The 21,550-nt window shown below is 69.1% G+C and carries 19 protein-coding genes; 13 read left to right on the top strand and 6 right to left on the bottom strand.

The window, feature by feature from the left end:
- Nucleotides 1-47: 47 nt before the first annotated feature.
- A complete protein-coding gene (locus AB0E90_RS21090) occupies nucleotides 48-536 on the top strand; it encodes a MarR family transcriptional regulator (RefSeq protein ID WP_360407897.1) in 489 nt (162 codons plus the stop codon).
- A gap of 137 nt (nucleotides 537-673) precedes the next feature.
- Here the strand turns inward: AB0E90_RS21090 and AB0E90_RS21085 are convergent, their stop codons facing one another.
- Together AB0E90_RS21085 and AB0E90_RS21080 are read right to left on the bottom strand one after the other, a co-directional pair.
- On the bottom strand, nucleotides 674-1,606 hold the full coding sequence (locus tag AB0E90_RS21085; RefSeq protein ID WP_360407894.1) for a helix-turn-helix domain-containing protein: 933 nt from the start codon (nucleotides 1,604-1,606) through the stop codon (nucleotides 674-676).
- 46 nt (nucleotides 1,607-1,652) lie between these two features.
- Complete coding sequence (locus AB0E90_RS21080; protein WP_360407891.1) at nucleotides 1,653-2,747, bottom strand: type III PLP-dependent enzyme; 1,095 nt, start codon at nucleotides 2,745-2,747, stop codon at nucleotides 1,653-1,655.
- Nucleotides 2,748-2,817: 70 nt separating this feature from the next.
- Between AB0E90_RS21080 and AB0E90_RS21075 the strand changes: the two genes are divergently transcribed.
- The 5 genes from AB0E90_RS21075 to AB0E90_RS21055 all read left to right on the top strand — a co-directional run bounded on the left by AB0E90_RS21075 (nucleotide 2,818) and on the right by AB0E90_RS21055 (nucleotide 6,901).
- Complete coding sequence (locus AB0E90_RS21075) at nucleotides 2,818-3,372, top strand: isochorismatase family protein (RefSeq protein WP_360407888.1); 555 nt, start codon at nucleotides 2,818-2,820, stop codon at nucleotides 3,370-3,372.
- 103 nt (nucleotides 3,373-3,475) lie between these two features.
- Nucleotides 3,476-4,552, top strand: coding sequence for an ABC transporter substrate-binding protein (locus AB0E90_RS21070; protein WP_360407885.1), 1,077 nt, complete (start codon nucleotides 3,476-3,478; stop codon nucleotides 4,550-4,552).
- A gap of 20 nt (nucleotides 4,553-4,572) precedes the next feature.
- A complete protein-coding gene (locus tag AB0E90_RS21065; protein ID WP_360407882.1) occupies nucleotides 4,573-5,352 on the top strand; it encodes an ABC transporter ATP-binding protein in 780 nt (259 codons plus the stop codon).
- On the top strand, nucleotides 5,349-6,095 hold the full coding sequence (locus AB0E90_RS21060) for an ABC transporter permease subunit (protein ID WP_360407879.1): 747 nt from the start codon (nucleotides 5,349-5,351) through the stop codon (nucleotides 6,093-6,095). The genes AB0E90_RS21065 and AB0E90_RS21060 overlap by 4 nt, the downstream gene beginning before the upstream one ends.
- Nucleotides 6,080-6,901, top strand: coding sequence for an ABC transporter permease (locus AB0E90_RS21055; RefSeq protein ID WP_360407876.1), 822 nt, complete (start codon nucleotides 6,080-6,082; stop codon nucleotides 6,899-6,901). Before AB0E90_RS21060 ends, AB0E90_RS21055 begins: the two co-directional genes overlap by 16 nt.
- Before the next feature lie 10 nt (nucleotides 6,902-6,911).
- On the opposite strand, the gene AB0E90_RS21050 is transcribed toward AB0E90_RS21055, so the two are convergent.
- The gene (locus AB0E90_RS21050) at nucleotides 6,912-7,688 is read right to left on the bottom strand and encodes a hypothetical protein (protein WP_360407873.1); all 777 of its coding nucleotides are present in this window, start codon (nucleotides 7,686-7,688) and stop codon (nucleotides 6,912-6,914) included.
- 359 nt (nucleotides 7,689-8,047) lie between these two features.
- Between AB0E90_RS21050 and AB0E90_RS21045 the strand changes: the two genes are divergently transcribed.
- Both AB0E90_RS21045 and AB0E90_RS21040 read left to right on the top strand, forming a co-directional pair.
- On the top strand, nucleotides 8,048-10,072 hold the full coding sequence (locus AB0E90_RS21045; RefSeq protein WP_360407870.1) for an L-lactate permease: 2,025 nt from the start codon (nucleotides 8,048-8,050) through the stop codon (nucleotides 10,070-10,072).
- Between the two features lie 21 nt (nucleotides 10,073-10,093).
- Complete coding sequence (locus tag AB0E90_RS21040; RefSeq protein WP_360407867.1) at nucleotides 10,094-10,867, top strand: hypothetical protein; 774 nt, start codon at nucleotides 10,094-10,096, stop codon at nucleotides 10,865-10,867.
- A gap of 2 nt (nucleotides 10,868-10,869) precedes the next feature.
- Here the strand turns inward: AB0E90_RS21040 and AB0E90_RS21035 are convergent, their stop codons facing one another.
- On the bottom strand, nucleotides 10,870-11,607 hold the full coding sequence (locus AB0E90_RS21035) for a hypothetical protein (protein WP_360407864.1): 738 nt from the start codon (nucleotides 11,605-11,607) through the stop codon (nucleotides 10,870-10,872).
- Between the two features lie 78 nt (nucleotides 11,608-11,685).
- Entirely contained in the window at nucleotides 11,686-14,574 is a 2,889-nt protein-coding gene (locus tag AB0E90_RS21030) for a beta-galactosidase (protein ID WP_360407861.1), read from the bottom strand.
- 120 nt (nucleotides 14,575-14,694) lie between these two features.
- Here AB0E90_RS21030 and AB0E90_RS21025 point away from each other — a divergent pair, with 120 nt between their 5' ends.
- The 5 genes from AB0E90_RS21025 to AB0E90_RS21005 all read left to right on the top strand — a co-directional run bounded on the left by AB0E90_RS21025 (nucleotide 14,695) and on the right by AB0E90_RS21005 (nucleotide 20,553).
- Nucleotides 14,695-15,543 carry a serine protease gene (locus AB0E90_RS21025; RefSeq protein ID WP_360407858.1) on the top strand — a complete coding sequence of 283 codons (849 nt, stop codon included), beginning with the start codon at nucleotides 14,695-14,697 and terminating at the stop codon, nucleotides 15,541-15,543.
- Nucleotides 15,544-15,725: 182 nt separating this feature from the next.
- Complete coding sequence (locus AB0E90_RS21020) at nucleotides 15,726-16,184, top strand: hypothetical protein (protein ID WP_360407855.1); 459 nt, start codon at nucleotides 15,726-15,728, stop codon at nucleotides 16,182-16,184.
- A gap of 181 nt (nucleotides 16,185-16,365) precedes the next feature.
- Nucleotides 16,366-18,387: a cellulose binding domain-containing protein gene (locus AB0E90_RS21015; RefSeq protein ID WP_360407852.1), complete on the top strand. Its 2,022-nt coding sequence runs from the start codon at nucleotides 16,366-16,368 to the stop codon at nucleotides 18,385-18,387.
- A 59-nt stretch (nucleotides 18,388-18,446) separates the two neighbouring features.
- The gene (locus tag AB0E90_RS21010; protein WP_360407849.1) at nucleotides 18,447-19,055 is read left to right on the top strand and encodes a CPBP family glutamic-type intramembrane protease; all 609 of its coding nucleotides are present in this window, start codon (nucleotides 18,447-18,449) and stop codon (nucleotides 19,053-19,055) included.
- A gap of 454 nt (nucleotides 19,056-19,509) precedes the next feature.
- A complete protein-coding gene (locus AB0E90_RS21005) occupies nucleotides 19,510-20,553 on the top strand; it encodes a helix-turn-helix domain-containing protein (RefSeq protein WP_360407846.1) in 1,044 nt (347 codons plus the stop codon).
- On the opposite strand, the gene AB0E90_RS21000 is transcribed toward AB0E90_RS21005, so the two are convergent.
- Complete coding sequence (locus tag AB0E90_RS21000; RefSeq protein ID WP_360407843.1) at nucleotides 20,550-21,539, bottom strand: fatty acid desaturase; 990 nt, start codon at nucleotides 21,537-21,539, stop codon at nucleotides 20,550-20,552. The two genes, AB0E90_RS21005 and AB0E90_RS21000, sit on opposite strands and share 4 nt — an antisense overlap.
- Between the last annotated feature and the right edge of the window lie 11 nt (nucleotides 21,540-21,550).

Here is a 21,550-nt window from a genome sequence, read left to right as displayed (position 1 = left end):
TAGTTTTCCGAAAAACTATCCACAAGAAAACTACCCAGGGGGACCGAGTGCGCGACTCAGTGGACCGTCATGTCGAGCTCTGGCAGCACGAGCACGACTGGCTCGACCCGCTCACCGAGGCGATCTTCGCGCGGCTGCACACCCTGACCCGCTATGCCGCGCAGTACCGCCGGGAGACCCTCGCCGAGGGCGGCCTCAAGCTGTGGCAGTTCAAGATCCTGCTGAACCTGCGCCGGCTCGGCCCGCCCTACGCGGCCAGCCCGTCCCAGCTCGCCGACCTGCTCGGGCTGACCCGCGGGGCGCTGTCCAACCGCCTCGCCAGTGTCGAGGCGGCCGGCCTGATCACCCGCACCCACCCGGGTGGCGACCGGCGCCGGGTCGAGGTGCGGCTCACCGACGCCGGGTACGCGGCGTTCGAGCGGCACGCCGGCACCGAGAGCCGAGGCGAGAACCGGCTCCTCGAACCGCTGACCATCGAGGAGCGGAAGGTACTCGCCGATCTGCTCCGCAAGCTTCTGGTCGACGCTGAGTCATGACGACCCTGTCCACATAGCGCCATGGCGCTTGTGCGGCACGTTCAGGCCTTTGGCAGCCGAGCTCGTGTCCTCAAAATTTGAACCGCCCGCCCCACACGACACGGGAGGACCGTCATGATCCCGCTGTGCGACTACGGTCAGAGCCAGCCGCGCTTCGCCGCCTGGAAAGCCAGGCCGGCCCGGCTGTCCACGCCCGCCACGAGCATCAGGCGGTCGAGGCGGCGCTGCACGGTCCGCTTACTCACCTGGAGGTGGGTGGCGATCGACTTGTCCGGCATGCCCGCCACCAGCAGCGACAGCAGCAACCGGTCCGGCTGGTCGGTCGACTCCCCGACCACCGGCGTCGCCCGCTCCCAGTAGCTCTCGAACAACGCGACCAGGGCGTCGAGCAGCTCGGAGGCGCGGATCAGCGCGGCGGTCGGCTGCCCGCCGCCGCGCACGGCGTCCGGGACGAGCGGGCAGATCGCCAGGTTGCGGTCGGCGATGGCCAGGCGGACCGGAAGAACCGGCAGCGTACGCGCCTGCTCGCCCAGACTCACCGCGTCGACGATGCTCGCCAACTCGCCGGGCGTCTCGAGCAGCGCCCGCTCGTAGATCGCGCGATAGCGCACGCCGCGCGTCAGCGCCGGCGTCTCCTCGGCGTTCTCCGGGCCCTCCATGGCGATCGGGTTGGCCCGGCAGAACCAGAGGATCTCCTCCTTGGCCGAATCCTGCATCTCGCGCAGCCGCTCGCGCAGCGCGGGCGCGCCGACCACGATCTCCATCAGGTGCTCGGAGCTGCGCCAGCGGGTGTTGCTGCGATATTCCTCGCTGAGCGTGGCCACCATGTGCCGCGCCGACTCGAGGTGTTCCTGCTCGCGCAGGAGCACCTCGCCGAGCGCGACGTCGGGTGGCAGCGCACGGTAGTCCGGACCGGCCGTCACGAGCCCGCGCCGGTGCAGGGCTTCGAGCAGGGCACGAGCCTGCTCCGGCCCGACCGCGGCCCGCTCCGCGAACTCGTGCACGCCGGCGCCCGCCATCCGCACCAGCAGGCGGTAGGCCTGTTCCTCGGAGGTCGGCAGCAGATCCACCGGCACACTGTAAGACGATCTGCCTAAGGAGTGGGACCCACGACCGTCAATTTCCCAGGCAGACCGTGCGCAGCGGCGGGAAGCCGTTGAAGCTGACCGACGCATAGGTCGCGGTGTAGGCGCCGGTGCCGTGGATCTGCACGCGGTCGCCCGGGCGCAGCGCCAGGGGCAGTTCGTAGTGCGCCTTCTGATAGAGGATGTCGACGCTGTCGCAGGTCGGGCCGGCCAGCACGACCGGGGCCACCGGGGCGCCGTCGTGCGGCGTGGTCAGGCGATATTCGATGGCTTCGTCCTCGGTCTCGGCCAGCCCGCCGAACCGGCCCACGTCCAGATAGACCCAGCGCGGCTCGTCGGCGTACGACTTGCGGGAGACCAGCACCACCTCGGTGTGCAGCACGCCGGCCGGGGCGGCGATGTAGCGGCCCGGCTCGATCATCAGGGCCGGCCGGACCGGGAAGTGACTCGCCACGGCGGCGTCGATGGCCGCGGCATACTTCTCGATCGGGGCCACCTCGGTCTGATAGTCGACCGGGAAGCCGCCGCCGCAGTTGAGCAGGCGCAGCGTGATCCCGTCGGCCGCCAGCCGCTCGAAGATGGCCGCCGCCTGGGCGATGCTCGGCTCCCATCGTCCCGGGTCGAGCTGTTGCGAGCCGACGTGGAAGCAGATGCCGGCCGGGTCGAGGCCGTGCGCCGCCGCGTAGCGGATCAGGTCGACCGCCATCTCCGGCGCGCAGCCGAACTTGCGGCTCAACGGCCATCGCGCGCCCTTGCTGGAGGCGAGCACCCGGCAGACGACCGCCGATCCGGGCGCGTGCTCGGCGAGCTTCTCCAACTCGCCGAGGCTGTCGAAGGCGAAGGTCCGGACACCCATCCGGTACGCGTACGCGATGTCCTCGGCCTTCTTGATGGTGTTGCCGAAGGACAGGGTGGACGGATGCGCGCCCGCCCGCAGGGCCAGGTCGACCTCGTTGCGGCTGGCCACATCGAAGTGGCAGCCGGCCTCGACCAGCTGGATGAGCAGGGTCGGTTCGGGGTTCGCCTTGACGGCGTAGTAAACCGGCGTGCCGGGGAACGCGGCGGCGATCCGCTGGTACTGCGCGATGGCGATCGAGACGTCAACCAACAGGTAGGGCGTGTCCATATCTCTCCCCCTCTTGGCGCCGCAGTTTACCGATCGAAAATTGTCGTACCCCCGGTCTAGCGTCGCCGTCATGACCACGCTGGAGAACCGCCCCAACAGCGCCCTGCTGGTGATCGACGTGCAGAACGACGTGGTGGCGAGCGCCCACGACCGCGACCGCATCGTCGCCAACATCTCCGACCTGGTCGCCCTCGCGCGCAACGCGGGCGTCGAGGTCATCTGGGTCCAGCACAGCAGCGACGACATGCCGATCGACTCCGAAGGCTGGCAATACGTGCCCGAGCTCAGGCGGGCCGGCACCGAGCCCCTGATCCACAAGCGCTGGCCGGATTCTTTCGAGGAGACCACGCTCGAGGAGGTCCTGGCCGCCCGCGAGGCCGGCCACCTCTACGTCTCCGGCGCCCAGACCGACGAGTGCATCCGCTCCACCCTGCACGGCGCGATCACCCGGGGCTACGACGTGACCCTGGTGGCCGACGCCCACACGACCGAGGACCTGTCGGAATACGGCGCGCCCGCCCCCGACAAGGTGATCGCGCACACCAACCTCTACTGGAAATTCCACCGGGCCCCGGGCCGGAGCGGCGGCACGGCCAATACCGCAGAGGTGACCTTCAAGAGCTGAAACCTGGCCGAGAAAGCCGCCACACGCTGGGATTTTCCCGGAAACTCGGGTGAAACACGCCCTGGTTAGCGTCGTGCCCTCTCCAGGGAAAGCGAGCTTCAGCGTGACCTCATATATAAATCGGCGTTCCCTGCTTCGCGGTGGCGCCGGCCTGGCTCTCTTCGGGGCCAGCTCGGTCCTTCTCGCCGCCTGTGGTGACGACGACTCCTCCTCGCCGTCGTCGTCGGCGTCCGGTGGCGCGAAGAGCTTCGGGGCTCTCAACTACCAGCTGTCCTGGGTGAAGAACGTGGAGTTCGCGGGCGCCTACATCGCGGACACCAAGGGCTATTACACGGCCGCCGGTTTCACTTCGGTCAACCTGATGGCCGGCGGTCCGAACGTCAGCCAGGACGCCGTGGTCGCGTCCGGCAAGGCGCTGCTGGGGATCTCGTCGCCGGACATCACCGCGGCGGCCATCCTCAAGGGGGCCGACCTGGTGATCGTCGGTGCCCAATACCAGAAGAACCCGTTCTGCATCATGAGCCTGGCGTCGGCGCCGATCAATTCGCCGCAGGAGATGATCGGCAAGAAGATCGGTGTGCAGGCCACCAACGAGCCGGTGTGGAACGCGTTCCTCAAGGCCAACAACATCGACCCGAGCAAGGTCACCAAGGTGCCGGCCCAGTTCGACCCGTCGCCGCTGGTGTCCAAGGAGGTCGACGGCTGGTTCTCGTTCTTCACCAACGAGCCCAACCTGCTCAAGACCAAGGGCGTCGACACCGCGGTGATGCTGCTCAACGACCACGGCTACCCGATGGTCTCCGAGGTCTACGTGGTGAAGAAGTCCACGCTCACCTCCGACCGCGACAAGCTGAAGGCCGCCATCATCGGCGACATCAAGGGCTGGACCGACTCGGTCGCCGACCCGAAGGTGGGCGCCAACCTGGCCGCCACCAAGTACGGCAAGGACCTGGGCCTCGACGAGGCCGAGCAGGTGCTCGAGTCGACCGCGCAGAACACCGTGGTCTCGACCGACGACACCAAGAAGAACGGCCTCTTCACCATCACCGACGAGCTGATCGACGAGACGATCAAGACGCTGGCGCTGGGTGGCACCACGATCACCAAGGACAAGCTGTTCGACATGTCGCTCATCACCGAGATCTACACGGAGAACCCGAGCCTCAAGGGGACGTCCTGACCGAGGAGGGCCGGGGGATCGTGCTGCGGGAGCTCACCAAGCAGTTCACGATCCGCCGGTCCACCGTCACCGCCCTCGATCGCGTCGATCTGGACACCCCGGCCGGCGCGTTCGTCGCGCTGCTCGGCCCCTCCGGCTGCGGCAAGTCGACAATCCTGCGCATCCTCGCCGACCTGGAGCAACCCACGTCCGGCGAGGCGTTCGTGCACGGCGAGGAACCGGCCGCCACCCGCCGCAACCACCACCTGGGCATCGCGTTCCAGGACGCGGCGCTGCTGCCGTGGCGGTCGGTGGTCGCCAACATCCGGCTGCCGCTGGAGGTCAGCGGGGTCAAGGTGGACGACCGGACCATCGCCGACCTGATCAAGCTGGTCGGCCTGGAGGGCTTCGAGCAGGCCCGCCCCGCGCAGCTGTCCGGCGGCATGCGCCAGCGGGTGGCGATCGCCCGCGCGCTGGTGGTCGAGCCGCGCATCCTGCTGCTGGACGAGCCGTTCGGCGCACTCGACGAGATGACCCGGCAGCGGCTCAACCTGGAGCTGCAGCGCATCTGGACCGAGCGGGCCACCACCACGCTGCTGGTCACCCACTCGATCGCGGAGGCCGTCTTCCTGGCCGACACGGTCGCGGTGATGAGCGCCCGGCCGGGCCGGATCGTCGCCCAGGTGGAGATCGACCTGCCCCGGCCGCGGACCCCGGAGATGATGCGCACCGCCCGCTTCCACGAGTTGGAGGACCAGCTGAGCGCGCTGCTCTTCGGCAGTGACGCGGAGAAGGAAGACGACAAGGAAAAGGTCGGATGACCAGACCCCGGTGGCTCTACGGCACCGTCGGCCTGCTCGCCCTGCTGATCGTCTGGGAGATCGTCGGCCGCACGGTGTTCGCGGACAGCCGCGCCGTCCCGCCGCCCACCAAGATCCTCAGCCAGCTCGGGCATGACGGCTGGTCGTTCTACTGGCCCAACATCAAGGCCACCCTGAGCGAAGCCGGCCAGGGCTGGTTGTGGGGCAACGCCATCGCGATCGTGCTGGCCCTGTTCCTGGTGCAGTTCCCGGTGATCGAGCGGGCCGGCATGCAGCTGGCGCTGGTGAGCTACTGCCTCCCGGTGATCGCCATCGGCCCGGTGCTGGCCATTCTGTTCAACGGCGACACCTCCAAGGTCATCCTGGCGGCCATCTCGGTCATCTTCACCACCCTGGTGGGCATGCTGGTCGGCCTGCGCAGCGCCGACCGGACCAGCCTCGACCTGGTCCGCGCCTACGGCGGCGGCAAGTGGTCCCAGCTGTGGAAGATCCGCCTCCGCGCGTCGCTGCCGAGCCTCTTCGCGGGCCTGCGCATCGCCGCCCCCGCCGCCATGCTCGGCGCGATCATCGGCGAGTACCTGGGCGCCGAGTCCGGCCTAGGAGTAGCAATGATCAACTCTCAGCAGAGCTTCGCGGTCGAACGGACCTGGGGCATCGCCCTGATCGCGACCGCGCTGTCCGGCGCGGCTTACGCCCTGACCGCCCTGGTGGGCCGCACCCTCACCCCGTGGGCGGCGAAATGACCACCGGCCGGCGCGCACTGCTCCGCCTGGTCAAGGGGGTCGGCGGCGCCGTCCTCTCGATCGCCGTCATCTGCGGCGTCTGGCAACTGCTGGTCAAGGGCTTCCACCTCGACCCGTTCCTGACCCGCGGCCCGCTGGACGTCTGGAAATACCTGACCGACCCGACCCACGGCCCCGAGCGCACACTGCTCTGGGAGGCCAGCAAGGTCACCGCCCTGGACGCGGCGATCGGCCTGCTCGGCGGCACCGTGGCCGCGCTGGTCACCGCCCTGGCCTTCGCCCTGTGGCGGCCGGTCGAGCAGACGCTGCTGCCGATCGCGATGGCCCTGCGAGCCGTCCCGCTGGTCGCGATGACCCCGCTGATCGCCCTGATCTTCGGCCGCGGCCTGCTGGCGGTCACGGTGATCGCCGGGATCGTCACGTTCTTCCCGGTCCTGGTGAACGTCTCGCTGGCCCTGCGCGCGGTCCCCCGCTCCTCGATGGACCTGATGCACGCCTACGGCGCCTCCCCCTACGCCACCCTGCTGCGCGTCCAGCTCCCCGGCGCACTGCCGGCGCTGTTCGCCGCGATGCGCGTGGCGGCGCCGCTGGCCCTGGTCGGCGCTCTGCTGGCCGAGTGGCTGGCCACCGGCAAGGGCCTCGGCTACATGATGCTGGCGTCGGTGACGACGTTCGAACTGGACCGCATGTGGACCGGCGTCACCATCGTCACGGTCGCCTCGATCCTGCTCTACACCCTGATCAGCGTGATCGAGCAGCTGACGCTCACCCGTTACGCCCCCGAGCAGCAGGCGCGGGCCCTCTGATCGGTCGCGGTCAGGTCCACCCGATCGGATTGCCGGTCGTCAGCGCGGCCGCACCGAGCCGCCGCAGCACGGCCACCAGGCGGAAGTCCGCCGCCGAGCGCGGCCGGACCCGCACCGCGAGCCGTTGCGGCGGCACCGGCAGAAAGCCGGCGACCGGCGTCGTCGCCAGGCGGACCTGGCGCCCGTCGCCGGTCAGCTCCAACTCGCCGCCGGGCAGCACCCGCTGCTCGAACCGCATCGCCCGGAACAGCGTGACCGGCGGCTCCGCACGATCGACGACGAAGAAACCGGCCGGGTCGACCCCGAAGTCGTAGCGCCCCCACGAGAACACACCGTGATGGCGCTTGAGGTAGCCATACAGCGCGTCACCGGTGGCCTCGTCGACCAGCACGATCTCGTCGGCGAGCCGGGCCGAACTCTCGAAGAAGTCGAGCTCGGCCAGGACCGCGGGCACCGCCGCGGCGGGAATGCAGCCGTCGTTGGTCTTCGGCAGGTGCCGCAGCAGCACCGGAAAGTTCGCCGCGCCCGCCCCCACCAGGGCCTCCGCGAGATAATGCACCGCGGCCCAGGCGCCGATCTGCTCGTCGAGAAACTCCATGTCCGGATGCGAACACCCGTTCCGCAGCCAGTCCTCGACGGCGCCGTGCTCGTCCGCATTGTCGCGACTCCACGGCACCAGCAGCCCGAGCCGCCCGCTCTCGTCGAAGCCGATCGGCCCGATCCCCGGCGGCGCCACCGCCACCCCGTCCCGCCAGCAGCGGCAATGCACAAAAGCGCTGACCCCCACGACCGAAAACCTATCGCAGCAGTACGGCTGAGGCCGCCCCGCAAAACAACGGCAGTTCCGCCGCGCACGCCCGGCCGGTTGCATGGCCGAGCCGATCACGCCGCTACCGGCCCGGCGACAAGGTCGGGTCTCGCCGCGAGCGGAGGGCCCGAAATCCTGAAAGTTGGTGTCTCGGCGCGAGCGGAGGGCCCGAAATCCTGGGAGTTGGTGTCTCGGGCACGAGTCGAGGCCCCGCAATTCCGGAAATAGGGATGGAACTGCCGACGGGCGACTCTGATGCTCCAGGGCCTGACCCCTTACCTATGACGCCGGTCACAGGTAGATTCCGGGAAAGAGATCGATAGATCTGGATGGTCAACATGGTGGATCAGTTCCGCATCGTGACCGACCCGGTGGCCGACTCGATCGGGGCCTCCGCGATCTTCGCGGCGCTCCCCCTGCTCACTCTCTTCGTGCTGCTCGGCGCGCTGCGCATGCGTGCCTGGCTCGCCGGGGTCATCTCGCTCGTGGTCGCGCTCGTGGTGGCGATCGTCGTCTACTCGATGCCGGTCGGCCAGTCGCTGCTGTCGGCCACCGAGGGCGCGGCGTTCGGGTTCTTCCCGATCCTGTGGATCGTGCTCAACGCGATCTGGGTCTACAACCTGACCGTGGTCAGCGGCCACTTCGACGTGCTGCGCCGGTCGATGGCCCGGGTCAGCCCGGACATGCGCATCCAGGCGATCATCGTGGCGTTCTGCTTCGGCGCGCTGCTCGAGGCGCTCGCCGGCTTCGGCACACCGGTCGCGGTGACCGTGGTCATGCTGATGGCGCTGGGCTTCCCGCCGATCCGGGCCGCCGCCGTGGCGCTGATCGCCAACACCGCCCCGGTCGCGTTCGGTGCGCTCGCCACCCCGATCACCACGCTCGGCACGGTCGCGTCCGGCGCCGGTGACGATCCACGCCTCAACGCCGACACGCTCGGCGCGATGGTCGGCCGGCAGACCCCGCTGCTGGCGGTGATCGTCCCGCTGATCCTGGTCGCGGTGATCGACGGCCGCCGCGGCATGCGCCAGACCTGGCCGGCCGCCGCGGTCGCCGGCGTGGTGTTCGCGGTGGCGCAGTTCCTGGCCTCCAACTACATCTCGGTCGCGCTCACCGACATCATCGCCTCACTGTTCGCCGCGGCCGCGGTCGTCCTGCTCCTGCGCGTCTGGCAGCCCGCCGAGATCCCGCCGCTCCACGCGGAGGCGACCGCCGAAGAACGAGGCGCCGCAACCGCCGACACCGGAGCAGCCAGCAACGCGAGGGCCGGCAGCGCCGAAACCACCAACGCGAAGGCCGGCAGCGCAGGAGCCGACGCAAGAACCGGCAGCGCAGGAGCCGACGCAAGAACCGGCAGCGCAGGAGCCGACGCAAGAACCGGCAGCGCAGGAGCCGGCGCAAGAACCGGCAGCGCAGGAGCCGGCGCGGAAGCGGCAGGCGGCGCGAGCTCTGGTGCGGCGCCCGGTGACGACGCGACCGGCAGTGCGGCGCCCGGCCGCGCTCGGAAAGCCACGGTTGGGAGCCGCAGTGCCGGCGGGCGCGATGAGCCTGTGACGGCTGGGTCGGCGCGGAGCGCCGGGGGCGGCCGGGAGGCGTACACCGTCAAGGAGAGTGACCGGCCCGCTGAGATCGCCCGTGCGTACGCCCCGTATTTGATCATTATTGCGATCTTCTCGGTGGCGAGCATCGGGCCGATCAAGAGCGCGCTCGCCAAGGAACCCTGGACGACCGTGTTCGCGTGGCCGGGGCTGCACGTGGTGGGCGCCAGCGGGAAGCCGCTCTCGTCGCTCAACTTCACGTTCGGCTGGCTGCCGGCGGCGGGCACGCTAATGATCTTCGCGGGGATCATCACGGCGATCGTGCTGCGGGTCGGCGCAGGCCGGGCAGTGCGGGCCTACGGGGAGACCTACTGGAGCCTGCGGCACGCGATCGTCACCGTGATGGCGGTGCTGGCGCTCGCCTACGTGATGAACCAGTCGGGGCAGACCAACACGCTCGGCGAGTTCCTCGCGGCGACCGGCGGCTTCTTCGTCTTCCTGTCGTCGATCCTCGGCTGGATCGGGGTCGCCGTGACCGGGTCGGACACGTCGTCGAACGCGCTCTTCGGCGCCCTGCAGGTGCAGACCGCGACGAAGGCCGGCCTCGACCCGGTGCTGCTGGCCGCGGCCAACTCGTCCGGCGGCGTGCTCGGCAAGATGATCAGCCCGCAGAACCTGGCGATCGCGGCGGCCGCGGTCGGCATGTCCGGCAAGGAGGGTGACATCTTCCGCCGGGTGATCGGCTGGAGCATCGTGCTGGTGCTGATCATGTGCGTGCTGGTGACGTTGCAGGGCACCCCGGTTCTGGGCTGGATGGTGCCGTAACCGAGCCACTACGGTGAGAGAGTGCTGACTCCTCGCGATCGCACCCTTCTCGCGCCCCACCTGGCCCTGCTGCGGGCCGCCCGGTCCGAGCTGGCGGCGGCCCGGCTGGCGCTGGCCGACGCCGAGCAGCAGGCCGGCGACTCCCGCTCCGGCACCGACTGGCGCGACCGCGTGCTGGGCGGGTTGTTAAGCGTCGACGAGGGCCGCTCGCGGCGGTTCCGGGCGGCCCGGCGGGCCGGTAAGACGGCGCAGTCGCAGGTGGAGGAGGCCTCGAAACGCTACGCGAAGTACGCCACCCGGATGGACGAGCTGCTCGAGCCCATCCTCCGCCGCGATGACCAGTTCTTCCGGCGGGTGCTGGCCGCGATCAATGAGTGTGACAAGGCGCTGCGCTCCTGCGAGCTGGTGCGCGAGCAGATCGGCTCGGCGCTGGCCAGGCCGGCTCAGAGCGCCCGCCGGCCGAGCGGCGAGAAGGACACCGCGACCTGGCACGAGGCCGAGTTCGCCCGCCGGCGGTTCGACGAGCTGGCCGCCGAGGTGCAGCAATCGGTGCCCCGGCTGCGCCGCTCGATCGCCCAGGCCGCCCGGACGGTCGCCGAGGTGACCGGCGGCCGGCGGCCGGTCGAGCCCCGGCTGGACTCGGGCGCGCTCAACCGGCGCGGGCGGGCGGCCGAGCAGCCGTTACGCGGGTTGCAGCGCCAGCTCGAAACCGCGATCAAGGAGATCACCTCGTGGCGGGTCCGAGCCGACGCCGCTCGCACCGCGGCCCTGCGGACCGCGGAGGAAAGCCTGTAGATCTAGACGAACGTGCAGTTGTTGGCGTCGTCGCATTGCCCCCGCGGCGATGCGATCGTCGAGAAGATGCCCGGGGTGAACCAGCCCGGGTTCGTGAGCAGGAAGGTCACGGACGATTCGAAGCTGCCGGCCCCCCAGGAGAAGAAGGTGGCGTCGCCGGTGACGTCGGCTCCGTAGGTCAGCTTCTGAGTCGGGAATTCCAGACCGTCCAGATCGCAGTTTCCGTCGCAGAAGGCCAGGCCCCAGACGCCGGTACCGACGGCGGAGCCGGTCTGCCCGTACGACCGGATGATCACGTGCTGTTGCCAGGCATCGTCGCCGGTGGCCGGGCTGGAAAGGTTGAAGACCAGGAAGCCCATGGTGCCGACCACCTGCGCGGTGGTGGTGTCGTAGACCTTCAGGAACCAGTCCTGGATGGAACACGCCTGGGTCTCGGTGGCCCACCAGCCGGTGAAGGCCCGGCGGAGGCACCATTTCGGCAGCCCGTCCGGCGCCTTCGACACCAGGCTCACGATGGCCCTGGCCGTCGGGTGGGCACGCAGCTCGGCGCATTCGACGTCGGGAACGCCCGCGGCCGCCAGCTTCGGCAGCTTCGCGACCGCGGAGGCGCAGTCGGTCTGCTGGGGTGGCGTCGCGGTGATGGTTGCCGGTGGCGGGGTGGCGGCCGACGCCGGTGGCGCGCCGCCGAGGACGGCGACGGCCACGGCGACGGCGGCCAGCAATCGTTGAGAAGTTCGCATGAGTTAAGGCCTACCAAAGGAACGAGTTGATCTCTGCCCCGCTGCCAGGCCTTATCTCATTTGGACATATCGCCGCAGCTAGCGGCGGGTGACCGACACCGCGGTCAGCTTCACTCCCTCGAGGGTGTCGGCGGCGCCGCCGTCGCTGGTCACGGCGAGGGCCAGAGTGTTGTGGCCGTGCGGGTCGAGCACGCCGTTGGGCAGTGCGAACGTGTGCTGCGGGCCCACGTCGGCGATGTACTGGCCGAGGTTCCAGCCGTTCAGGAACACCAGCACGCGGTAGTGGCCGCCGGATCGGGGAACCGACGGATCGCCGATGGTCAGGCCGATCGACGCGTCCAGTTCGGCCGGGATCCGCAGGTCGAACGCGGTGCGGTACCACGAGGTGCCGGCCACCGCGGTGGTGTCCGGGACGGTCCGGGTAGTCCACGAGCGGTCCTTGAAGCCGGGCAGGTGCCAGCCGTTGCGCTCGCCGTACAGGCCGCCGTTGTTCAGCGGTCCCCGCACCGGATCGGTCAGCGCGCCGCCCTGGATGCGCCAGGTCGCCCCGGCCAGCGAGGCGCCGATCAGGCCGCGGCCCTCCTTGTGCGCGTCGTTGACGCCACCGTCCTCATTGTGCGAGTCGTTGCGCACCATCACCGACAGCACGTGATCGCCGTCGCCCTGCAGTTCGGCCGGGACGGCGAACGTCGCGGTGCCCCGGGTCGGCGGCGACGCCAGCCCGGTCGGCAACACGTTCTGCCCCAGGTAGACGCCGTCCAGCCAGGCCTGCAGCAGGCCGGCGCCGCCACCGCCGTAATCCAGCGACAGCGACGACGGCAGCGAGCCGGTGACATGCCCCCGATACCAGACGTCGCCGTGGTGGAAGCCATAGTCGTCGGCGGTCAGCACCGGCTGCCCGGCGGGTGGCTTCGTGGTGCTGTTGGTGCTGGTCAGGTCGGCGACGCGCCACGCACTGTCGTCGAAACCGGCGGTCGCCTCCGGCGATTCCGCCGAGTATTTCCAGGTGGTCAGCGCGGGCAGGGAGATCTGCCGCGGCCCGTCCAGCTTGCGTACGGCGAGAAGACTCCCCGACGACGTGGGCCGCGCCGCGATCGGCGCGCCGTTCCAGGTGACCACCCGGGACAGCGGCGGCCCCCACACCTCGAGCGCGGACGCGGCCGTGGTGTCGCCGGTCAGCTGGAGCACGCCGCCGTGCGATCGGGCCGACCGGACCAGTTGCGGCCCGCGCACCAGGGTCGAGTCGACCCGCCAGAACGTGGCCGCGGTCGCCTCGTCGGCGATCAGCAAGGTCAGTGGCGCCCGGCCGGCCGCGGTCACCCGTACCCGAATCAATCCGGAATGAGCGTAAGAAATCCGCAGATCTCCCGTGGCCGGGTCGTAGGCGGCGTCAGCCGCTCCTTCCAGCACCTTCACCGTGGGCGCGGACGGATAGCGCAGCACGGTCTCGCCGCTCTCCCCGGCCCGGCCGTGCAGCAGGGCGACGCCGTTCAGGTGGGTCTCGATCTCCGAGGTCGAGTAGACGAGGTGGTTGCCCTCCAGGTCGTAGTTGGCGACCAGCGTCTTCGCGTCCTGACCGGTCAGCCGCAGCGGCACGGTGTAGTCACCGATCGGGAACGTGAAGCTGTCGTCGGTGGTGGCGCTGGACGGGTTGTGCACGGCGAAGTAGAGGTTCGTGCCGGTGTCCGGGTTGACGGTGTGCTCGATCCGGACGGCCGCCGACGAGGCCGCGACGTCGGCGCCCTTCTCCACCTTGGTCAGCGGCTTGACCGTCTGCACGAAGTAGCCGAGCTCCCGCAACGCCTCGGTCTTCGCCTTGAGCTCGCGGAACTCGCCGATGGCCGCGCCGTAGTCGTAGGAGCTGTAGACGACCGGCGCCGGCAGCCAGCCCCACGAGGTGCCGCCGACCGTCATGTAGAAGTTCTGCACGGTGATCCGGTTGGCGATGTTGGCGCCGTAGAAGACCCGCTCGTAGCCGTTGCCCTGGCGGACCCCGGTGCACGGATAGGTGCCGACGCTCCCCCAGTAGTCGAACCAGCCCCCGCCGAACTCGGCCACGAAGCCGGGGGTGTTCGGCGAGGCGGTGGCGCCGCCCTTGGCCCCGCCGGCGCCCTGGATGCCCCAGTCGGGGGCGGCGCTGGGCGAGCCGACCGAGCCGTCGGTGTGGCAGGTGCCGCCGGGATAGCCGTCGAACGCGTACATGTCGACCGGGCCGGGGACGGTTCCGGGCACGCCGGACGACGCGGGCACCCAGTAGCCGTTGCGCCCCTTGTCGTTGTGGAAGATCGGCACCGAGATGCCGTCGGCGCGGGCCTTGTCGTACAGGTGCTGCAGGTAATTCCGTTGGGTCGTGCCGGTGGCGGCAAGCTCGTTCTCGACCTGGTAGAGGATGACCGACCCGGTGCCGTTGGTCAGCTGATGCTTGGCCAGGATCGCGTCGATAGCGGTCTGCCACTCGTCGGTGGCGGCCAGGTAGTCGGGCGCGTCGGTGCGGGCCTTGCCGGCCTGGGTGGACAGCCACGCGGGGAAGCCGCCGCCGTCGACCTCGGCGTTGATGTACGGGCCGGGGCGCGCGATCACGTACAGCCCGACCTGCTCGGCGATGGTGAGCAGGCGGTCCATGTCGCGGACGCCGGTGAAGTCGTAGACCCCGGGCGCCGGCGAGTGGTAGGCCCAGTTGAAGTAGAAGGAGACCGTGTTGAAGCCGGTGGCCTTCATCTTCTCCAGGGTGTCGCGCCAGAGTTCGGCGCTCGGGATGCGGAAGGGGTGCATCTCGCCGGACCAGATGAAGGTCCGCTCCCCTCCGATGATCATCGAGTACTGATCGAAGGAGACGGTTTTCGCATGGCTTTGCGGCGGGGAGACCGGCTTGGTGGTAGCCGACGCCGGTGTCGGCGCGGTGGTGGCGAGGAGCATGCCGAGCAGCAGAGCGAGGACGCGTCGGAAGCTCGTTCCATCGAAGCGCATCGACACATGCTAGGTGATTGACATCGGTAAATCTCGATGCAAAGGTACGGACACCCCTGGTGTCAGCGTGTCGCCGACCCGTCACGCGCGCCCTACCCCGAAGAGCAGAAGGAACCCTTCATGCGCCTACGACGGGCCATCGCACTCAGTGCTGCCGCCATCGCGGCCGCCACCGGCATCCTCGCCGGACCCGCCTCAGCGGCTCAGGCCGCCCCCGCCCCCACCATCGCGGCCACCACCCTCGCCAACACGATCAAGCTGAGCAACTGCTCGGCCTCGCTGGTGCGCTTCCCCACCTCGGTCAGCACCGACCGGGCGATGATGCTCACCAACGGACACTGCTACGAGGGCGGCATGCCCGGCGCCGGCGTCGTGATCCAGAACAAGACCAGCACGCGCAGCGGCTCGCTGCTCAACTCGGCCGGCACCGCGCTCGGCACGGTCCGTGCCGACCGGGTCATCTACGCCACGATGACCGGCACCGACGTGACGCTCTACCGGCTCAGCTCGACGTTTGCGACGCTGTCCAGCCGGTACGGGGCCACTCCGTACACGATCTCGAGCAGCCGGCCGGCCGCCGGTTCCAGCATCGACATTCCCTCCAGCTACTGGAAGGAGATCTGGAACTGCAAGATCAATAGCTTCGTGTACCAGCTGCGCGAGGGCGACTGGACCTGGTCCGACTCGATCAAGTACGACGCGAACTGCGACACGATCCACGGCACCTCGGGTTCGCCGATCGTGGACGCGACCAGCGGTCAGATCGTCGGCATCAACAACACCGGCAACGACGACGGCGCGAGCTGCACGCTGAACAACCCGTGCGAGGTGGACGCCAACGGCACCACCCACGTTTACCAGGGGCAGAGCTACGGCGAGCAGACGTACTGGTTCACCACCTGCGTCAACGCGAGCCGCACCATTGATCTGACCGTGTCGGGTTGCCTGCTGGCCAAACCGACAAGCTGACTCGTACGAACGGTGGAATCACCGCAGGTCCGGCGGCACTTTGCCGCCGGACCACATTTTTATGAATCGAAATAGTCACTTGATCGAATCACCTATTCGGGTGTGCGTTTTATTCCGGACAAATGCCGTGAATTACCTATGATCTTCACATCGGCAAAACCCGGATACGAAGAGGTGGATCGATGAATAAAGCAGCACGCATGATCGCGATGTCGGGAATGGCCGCGGTTGCCGCACTGGCTTTCAGCGCCGGCCCGGCCGCTGCCGCGTCGGCCTCGGCGGCCTCGCCGGCCCCGTCCGCGAGCAAGTCCACGACCTCGGCCGCGGAGAAGCAGTCCTACCGCGCCCGGGTCGTCAACTACTACCGCAGCCCGATCGCCTGCAACAAGGCCGGCCGCTTCGGCGAGTGGCGCAACAGCTGGGACGACTACACCTGCTACCGCGTGCCGTTCGGCTTCAAGCGCGGCTGGTGGGCACTGTCGGTGCGCTGGGACAACCACGGCTTCCCGGGCCACGGCCACGGACCGGGCTTCCCGGGCGGCCCGGGTCACGGCCCCGGCTTCCCCGGCGGCCCGGGTCACGGCCCCGGCTTCCCGGGCGGCCCGGGTCACCCCGGCCCGCACTTCCCGGCCAAGAAGTAATGCATCTCTGAAAGCAGTAATGGCCGAGGGCCGCATCCCATCCGGGGTGCGGCCCTCACCGTATTTCAAACATCGAATTCCCGGGATCACCGGAATTGCCCGCGCCATTGACAGCTTTCGTTGTCAAACGCAGAATGGGAGCGCTCCCATATCCTCTTAGCATTCACCCACCTGGAGAGCCATGCAGTCCGCGATTCCCCGTCGCGCGGCACTGGGCGCAGCCCTGCTCGCCGCAACCGCCCTGGTCGCGCCACCGGCGCAGGGCGCCTTCGCCGCCACCACACCGGTCAGCGTCACCGTCAACGCCCGCGCCGGATTGGCCACCGTCCCGGCCACCGCGCTCGGCGTCAACGACGCCATCTGGGACTCCCAGCTGGGCACGAACGCCGTGGCCGACCTGCTCGGCGACGCCGGCGTCAACATGATCCGCTACCCCGGCGGCTCCTACGCCGACATCTACCACTGGGAAACGCACACCGCACCCGGCGGTTATGTCGCCCCGAACACCGACTTCGACACCTTCATCGCGTCGGCCAAGCGCACCGGCGCCGAGCCGATGATCATCGCCAACTACGGCACCGGCTCGGCATCGGAGGCGGCCGCCTGGGTCCGGTACGCCAACGTGACCAAGGGCTACGCGGCCAAATACTGGACGATCGGCAACGAGAACTACGGCAACGGGCGCTACGGATCGGCCTGGGAGGCCGACGACCACACCGACCTGAGCCCCACCCAGTACGCGAACGAGGTGGTCGCCTACGCCGACGCGATGAAGGCGGTCGACCCGACGATCAAGGTGGGCGCGGTGCTCACCACCCCGGCGAACTGGCCGGACGGGATCGTCGCCGCCGGCGACAGCGCCACCTGGAACCAGACCGTACTGGCCATCGCCGGCCCGCACATCGATTTCGCCGACGTGCACTGGTACCCGGGCGGCAGCACCGCGGCCGAGGCGATCGGCAAGACCCAGTACCTCGACGACACGGTCTACGCGCTGCGGCAGCAGATCGATTCCTTTGCCGGCCCGAACGCCGCCAAGATCGGGATCAGCCTCACCGAGCTGAACGTCGGGGTCGGCCAGAACACCCAGCCCGGCGCGATCTTCCTGGCCGACGCGTACTCCAGCCTCATCGCCAACGGCGTCTTCACGGTGCAGTGGTGGAACGTCCACAACGGCATCGGCACCCCCTCCACGGTGGCCGGCCAGCAGGACTACAACGACTTCGGGCTGCTCTCCAGCGGCACCTGCACGGCCGACAACTCGGTCTGCGAGCCGGCGCTCAACACACCGTTCGCGCCGTACCACGCGCTGAAGCTGCTCTCGTCGTTCCTGCACCCGGGCGACCAGATGATCCGCGCCGCCACCTCCGATCCGCTGATCACCGCACACGCGGCCCGCCGGCCCAACGGCGATCTGTCGGTCCTGCTGATCAACAAGGACCCGTCCTCGGCCCACGACGTGGCGCTGAACTACAGCGGTTACACCCCGTCGTCGGCGGCCCCGACCGTACTCACCTACGGCAACGGCGACACGGCCGCGCACGCGGGATCGGCGAGCACGCTCCCGGCGTACTCGCTGACGCTGTTGACCCTTCATCCGTCCGCCGCGGCGACCGCGCCGCAAGCGCCGTCGCAGCTCGCCGCCTCGGCGGTCACCGACCGCACCGCGACGATCAGCTGGACCGGGAACGCCGCAAAGTTCGAGATCTATCGCGCCAACGGCGCGGTGAGCGAACAGCTCGGCGAAACCACCGGCAAGTCCTTCACGGTACGTAACCTGCAGCCCGGCACTCGTTACACGGTCAACGTGCTGGCCCGCGACGCGGCCGGCAACCAGTCGTGGTCGTCGGCGCCGCTCACCTTCACCACCGGCGCGCCCACGACCAGCAGTTGCTCGGTGAAGTTCGCCGACACCAACGACTGGGCCAGCGGCTACGTCGGGCAGATCGACATCACCAACACCGGCGCGGCCCCGCTGAACGGCTGGACCCTCGCCTACACCTGGCCCACCTCGTGGCAGAGCGTCAGCAGCGGCTGGAGCGCCACCTGGACCCAGACCGGCGCCGACGTGCGCGTGACCAGCGACGCAACGCTGGCCGCAAACGGCGGCGCAACCTCGGTCGGCTTCGTCGGCGCCTACAGCGGCCCGAACATCCTGCCGACCGCCTTCACCCTGAACGGCACGGTCTGCTCTCTCACCTGATCACCGGCGGTAACCCGGGCTCCCCGCCCGGGTTACCCACGCCGGTTACCGTCCGGCCGATGCGGCTCCTCGAGTACGTGTTGGTCTTCTTCGGACTCGTCGGCCTCTACATCGCGATCCACGTGCCCGGCGGCCCGATCCCGGTGTTACTGCTGGCCGCCGGGTTGATCGTCGTTTATCTGCGGCGCGCCGGCGTCCGCCTTCTTCGCGCCGGCGCGCTGCGGGCGTTGCCCGGGGTGCTCCTTCTGTGGGCGGTCGTCTCGGTGCTGGCCGTGGTCGCGGTCGCGGCGTTCGACCGCGACCACCTGTTCGACCTGCCACGCCGGGAGCCACTGCTCTGGCTCCTGATCATCGTGTTCTATCCGCTCGTCTCGGTGTACCCGCAGGAGCTGCTGTTCCGCGCGTTCCTGCTGCGCCGCTACGAGCCCGTCTTCGGGACCGGCCCGGCCGCCGCCGCGGCGAGCGCGGCCGCATTCGGCTTCGCCCACCTGCTGTTCGGCAACGTGCTCGCGGTGCTCGCCACGATCGCGGGCGGCTGGCTGTTCGCCCGCCGCTACCAGCGCACCGGCTCCCTGCTCGTGGTGTCGGTCGAGCACGCCCTCTACGGCATAACCATCTTCACGGTCGGGCTGGGCCAATACTTCTATCACGGGGCGGCCTCTCTCTAGAGAGATCCTTCGCTGTCCGAGCCGCCCTGCTTCGGAAAACGGGCCGCGTTGGTTTCTCCGAGCCGTGAGCGCAAGCATTTCGGCGACGGCCAAAAGCCTCGCCGGCGCGGGCCATCGTGGACTTCAATGCGATTGCTGGCCGGCCGGCGGCGGACACCGACCGGTCGATGATGATATTGAGACGCCGAGTCGGGAGACAGACATGAACGCGCGTGGCCTACGGCCCATCCACATCTGGACGGTTCTCGCCCTTTCCGTCGCGACGTCGATCAGCCTGCACAAACACCGACGCTATCCGGGGCGGCACCGCAGAAAGTAATTCGATCAAGCCGGAGCGCTACCCAAAAGCTCGCCGCTTCCAGATGACGAGAGATCAGTGACGCCCGAAAGGCTTTCGCCAATGCGTGGCCGGGAACGAGGATCGGCCTTCTCAACGGTTTACGAGGTGGGACCCATGGCAGTCGCCCGCATGCATCTGACGCCGCAGGACATCGGCAAGATCCGTTTGTTGCCTGAGCCGAACCCGGTCATGGAGATCATGGCGAGCACCATCCTGCTCCGCGAGACCACGACCGACCCGTTCCTGCAGGGCTGGCGCACACGCTCGTCCCGGGCGTTGGGCCGGGCGGCCGCCCCGATCATGAACGTGATGGGCACCCGGCTTTTCACGGACACGGACGTCATCACTCGCCACGCCCTGCACACGGAAAGCATCGATTCGGTGCTGGATGCGTTCTTGGCGACGCCCCGGTCGACGATGGACCGCGATTTGGCCTTTCTCGCGCAGAACGGTGGAGAACCGGCACGAATCGAGAGTGAACTGCGAGGCGGCCCGAGAGACGCGATGGCGACCATCGCCAAAACCCTGACGATCTATCATCGCAACGTGGTCGCGCCCCAATGGGACCTGAACGTGCGCCACAGCTATCTCGGCTTTGTCGAGCAGCGGCGGAGACTCGCCAAGAACGGGGTCGACTGGTTGCTGCGGAATCTGCATCCGCTCATCACCTGGGAACCGCCATTCCTGACGCTACATATGGCATGCGGCCTGGACCCGCGTCAATGGGGGCCGTGCCCCATTCATAATCCGACCACCGGCACCTCGGCTTTCTCCGTCAACGGTCGGGGCCTCGTGCTCGTCCCCTCGTTCTTCGCCCGTGACCCGATGATCTGGGTCGCCGAATTCGACGACGAGCCGGCCGTCGTCCTCTATCCGGTGGCCGCCGATTGGACCGCTCTGGGCAATGGCACTCAACGGTCCTTCGTCGAGCTTGCGCCCGTGATGGGGCGCGCCCGGGCCGCCATCCTCCAGGTTCTGGCGGCAGGACCGTGCACGACCACCGACCTCGCCCGGACGATCCAGGTCTCCGTGGCGTCGGCGAGTGAGCACTGCGCGGCCCTGCGACGCGCCAGTCTGGTGCTGAGCATCCGCAACGGCATGAGCGTCAACCACTCGCTCACCGAAATGGGAGCCGCGCTGCTGAGTGGAATGATCTAGAGCCGCGACCATCGACCTGCCGGACTCGGCGTCGAGCTCGTCCGCGGTTCGTCCACTGCCGGCAGGCTGGTTCTGAGCCGCGGCGAATCCGCCGGGATCGGCCCGCGGATCTGCCGGGCCACCGCGCGCCACCAGCCCATCTCGAAGCGGCCGCCGTCCGCCTCGAAGGCGCCGCGTAGGTCGGGCCAGGCCAGGCCCGGGTGTTTGTGGTGGACGCCGTGCAGGTTGAAGGCCAGCACGAACGACTCGAGCGTGCGGGGCAGGTGCAGGTTCATTGCCTCGAGTGGCTCGTCCAGGGCTGTCTCGTAGTGGTAGGCGTTGTCGGCGACCGACACCAGGACGGCCCGGGCGGCGAGTGCCATGAGCAACATCCACCAGTGCGGGCCGTACGCGGTGAGCGCGCCCGCATAGGCGAGCACGATCAGGATCGCGTCGAGGCGGAACCGGCCGAGCTTGCGGCCGGTGATCGCGTCGAACAGCAGCGCGGTCACGGTGTCGGGGGTGTCCAGCAGGTGGCGCAGCCGGTGCCAGAGCCGCCGCGGCGCGAGGGCCAGGATCACCGAGGCGGCTTCGGCCAGGTAAAGGCCGCCGAACAACCGCAGGTAGTAGCCGGGTGCGCGGGCCGCCCAGGTGGTTTTCGCCGGCTCGTACACCTCGGTGCGCTCCCTCGGCGTACGGGAAAAGCGGTGGTGCAGTAGGTGTCCGGATTTCAAGAGGATGAATGGCGCGCCGTAACCAATGCCGAGGGCGCGGCCGAGGCGATCGTTCCAGGTGCGGTCGCGCAGCAGCGAGCCGTGGATCGACTCGTGCAGGATCGACCAGAACGGCGTGCTGGTCAGCACCAGAGGGACCAGCAGCCAGCCGTACGCGTTGCTGCGCGGCAGCAACACCAGCGGGATGACGAACAGTTGCAGGCTGAGAGAGCCGAGGGCGCCGGCGACCAGGACGGTCGAGGTCGTCGTTGCGCCAGATGTTCGTGATGGCACGGGCGGAAAGC

This window comes from Actinoplanes sp. NPDC026619, assembly GCF_040638295.1.
Taxonomy (GTDB): Bacteria; Actinomycetota; Actinomycetes; order Mycobacteriales; family Micromonosporaceae; genus Actinoplanes.
The sequence above is the reverse complement of the archived record's forward strand: the minus strand, read 5'-3'. Positions and strand labels throughout refer to the sequence as shown.

Bases quoted from the DNA above. Each gene is read 5' to 3' on its own strand.
- AB0E90_RS21080 (WP_360407891.1), bottom strand. From the start codon at position 2,747: ATGGACACGCCCTACCTGTTGGTTGACGTCTCGATCGCCATCGCGCAG.
- AB0E90_RS21075 (WP_360407888.1), top strand. From the start codon at position 2,818: ATGACCACGCTGGAGAACCGCCCCAACAGCGCCCTGCTGGTGATCGAC.
- AB0E90_RS21060 (WP_360407879.1), top strand. From the start codon at position 5,349: ATGACCAGACCCCGGTGGCTCTACGGCACCGTCGGCCTGCTCGCCCTG.
- AB0E90_RS21045 (WP_360407870.1), top strand. From the start codon at position 8,048: ATGGTGGATCAGTTCCGCATCGTGACCGACCCGGTGGCCGACTCGATC.
- AB0E90_RS21035 (WP_360407864.1), bottom strand. From the start codon at position 11,607: ATGCGAACTTCTCAACGATTGCTGGCCGCCGTCGCCGTGGCCGTCGCC.
- AB0E90_RS21030 (WP_360407861.1), bottom strand. From the start codon at position 14,574: ATGCGCTTCGATGGAACGAGCTTCCGACGCGTCCTCGCTCTGCTGCTC.
- AB0E90_RS21025 (WP_360407858.1), top strand. From the start codon at position 14,695: ATGCGCCTACGACGGGCCATCGCACTCAGTGCTGCCGCCATCGCGGCC.
- AB0E90_RS21020 (WP_360407855.1), top strand. From the start codon at position 15,726: ATGAATAAAGCAGCACGCATGATCGCGATGTCGGGAATGGCCGCGGTT.
- AB0E90_RS21015 (WP_360407852.1), top strand. From the start codon at position 16,366: ATGCAGTCCGCGATTCCCCGTCGCGCGGCACTGGGCGCAGCCCTGCTC.
- AB0E90_RS21010 (WP_360407849.1), top strand. From the start codon at position 18,447: ATGCGGCTCCTCGAGTACGTGTTGGTCTTCTTCGGACTCGTCGGCCTC.
- AB0E90_RS21005 (WP_360407846.1), top strand. From the start codon at position 19,510: ATGGCAGTCGCCCGCATGCATCTGACGCCGCAGGACATCGGCAAGATC.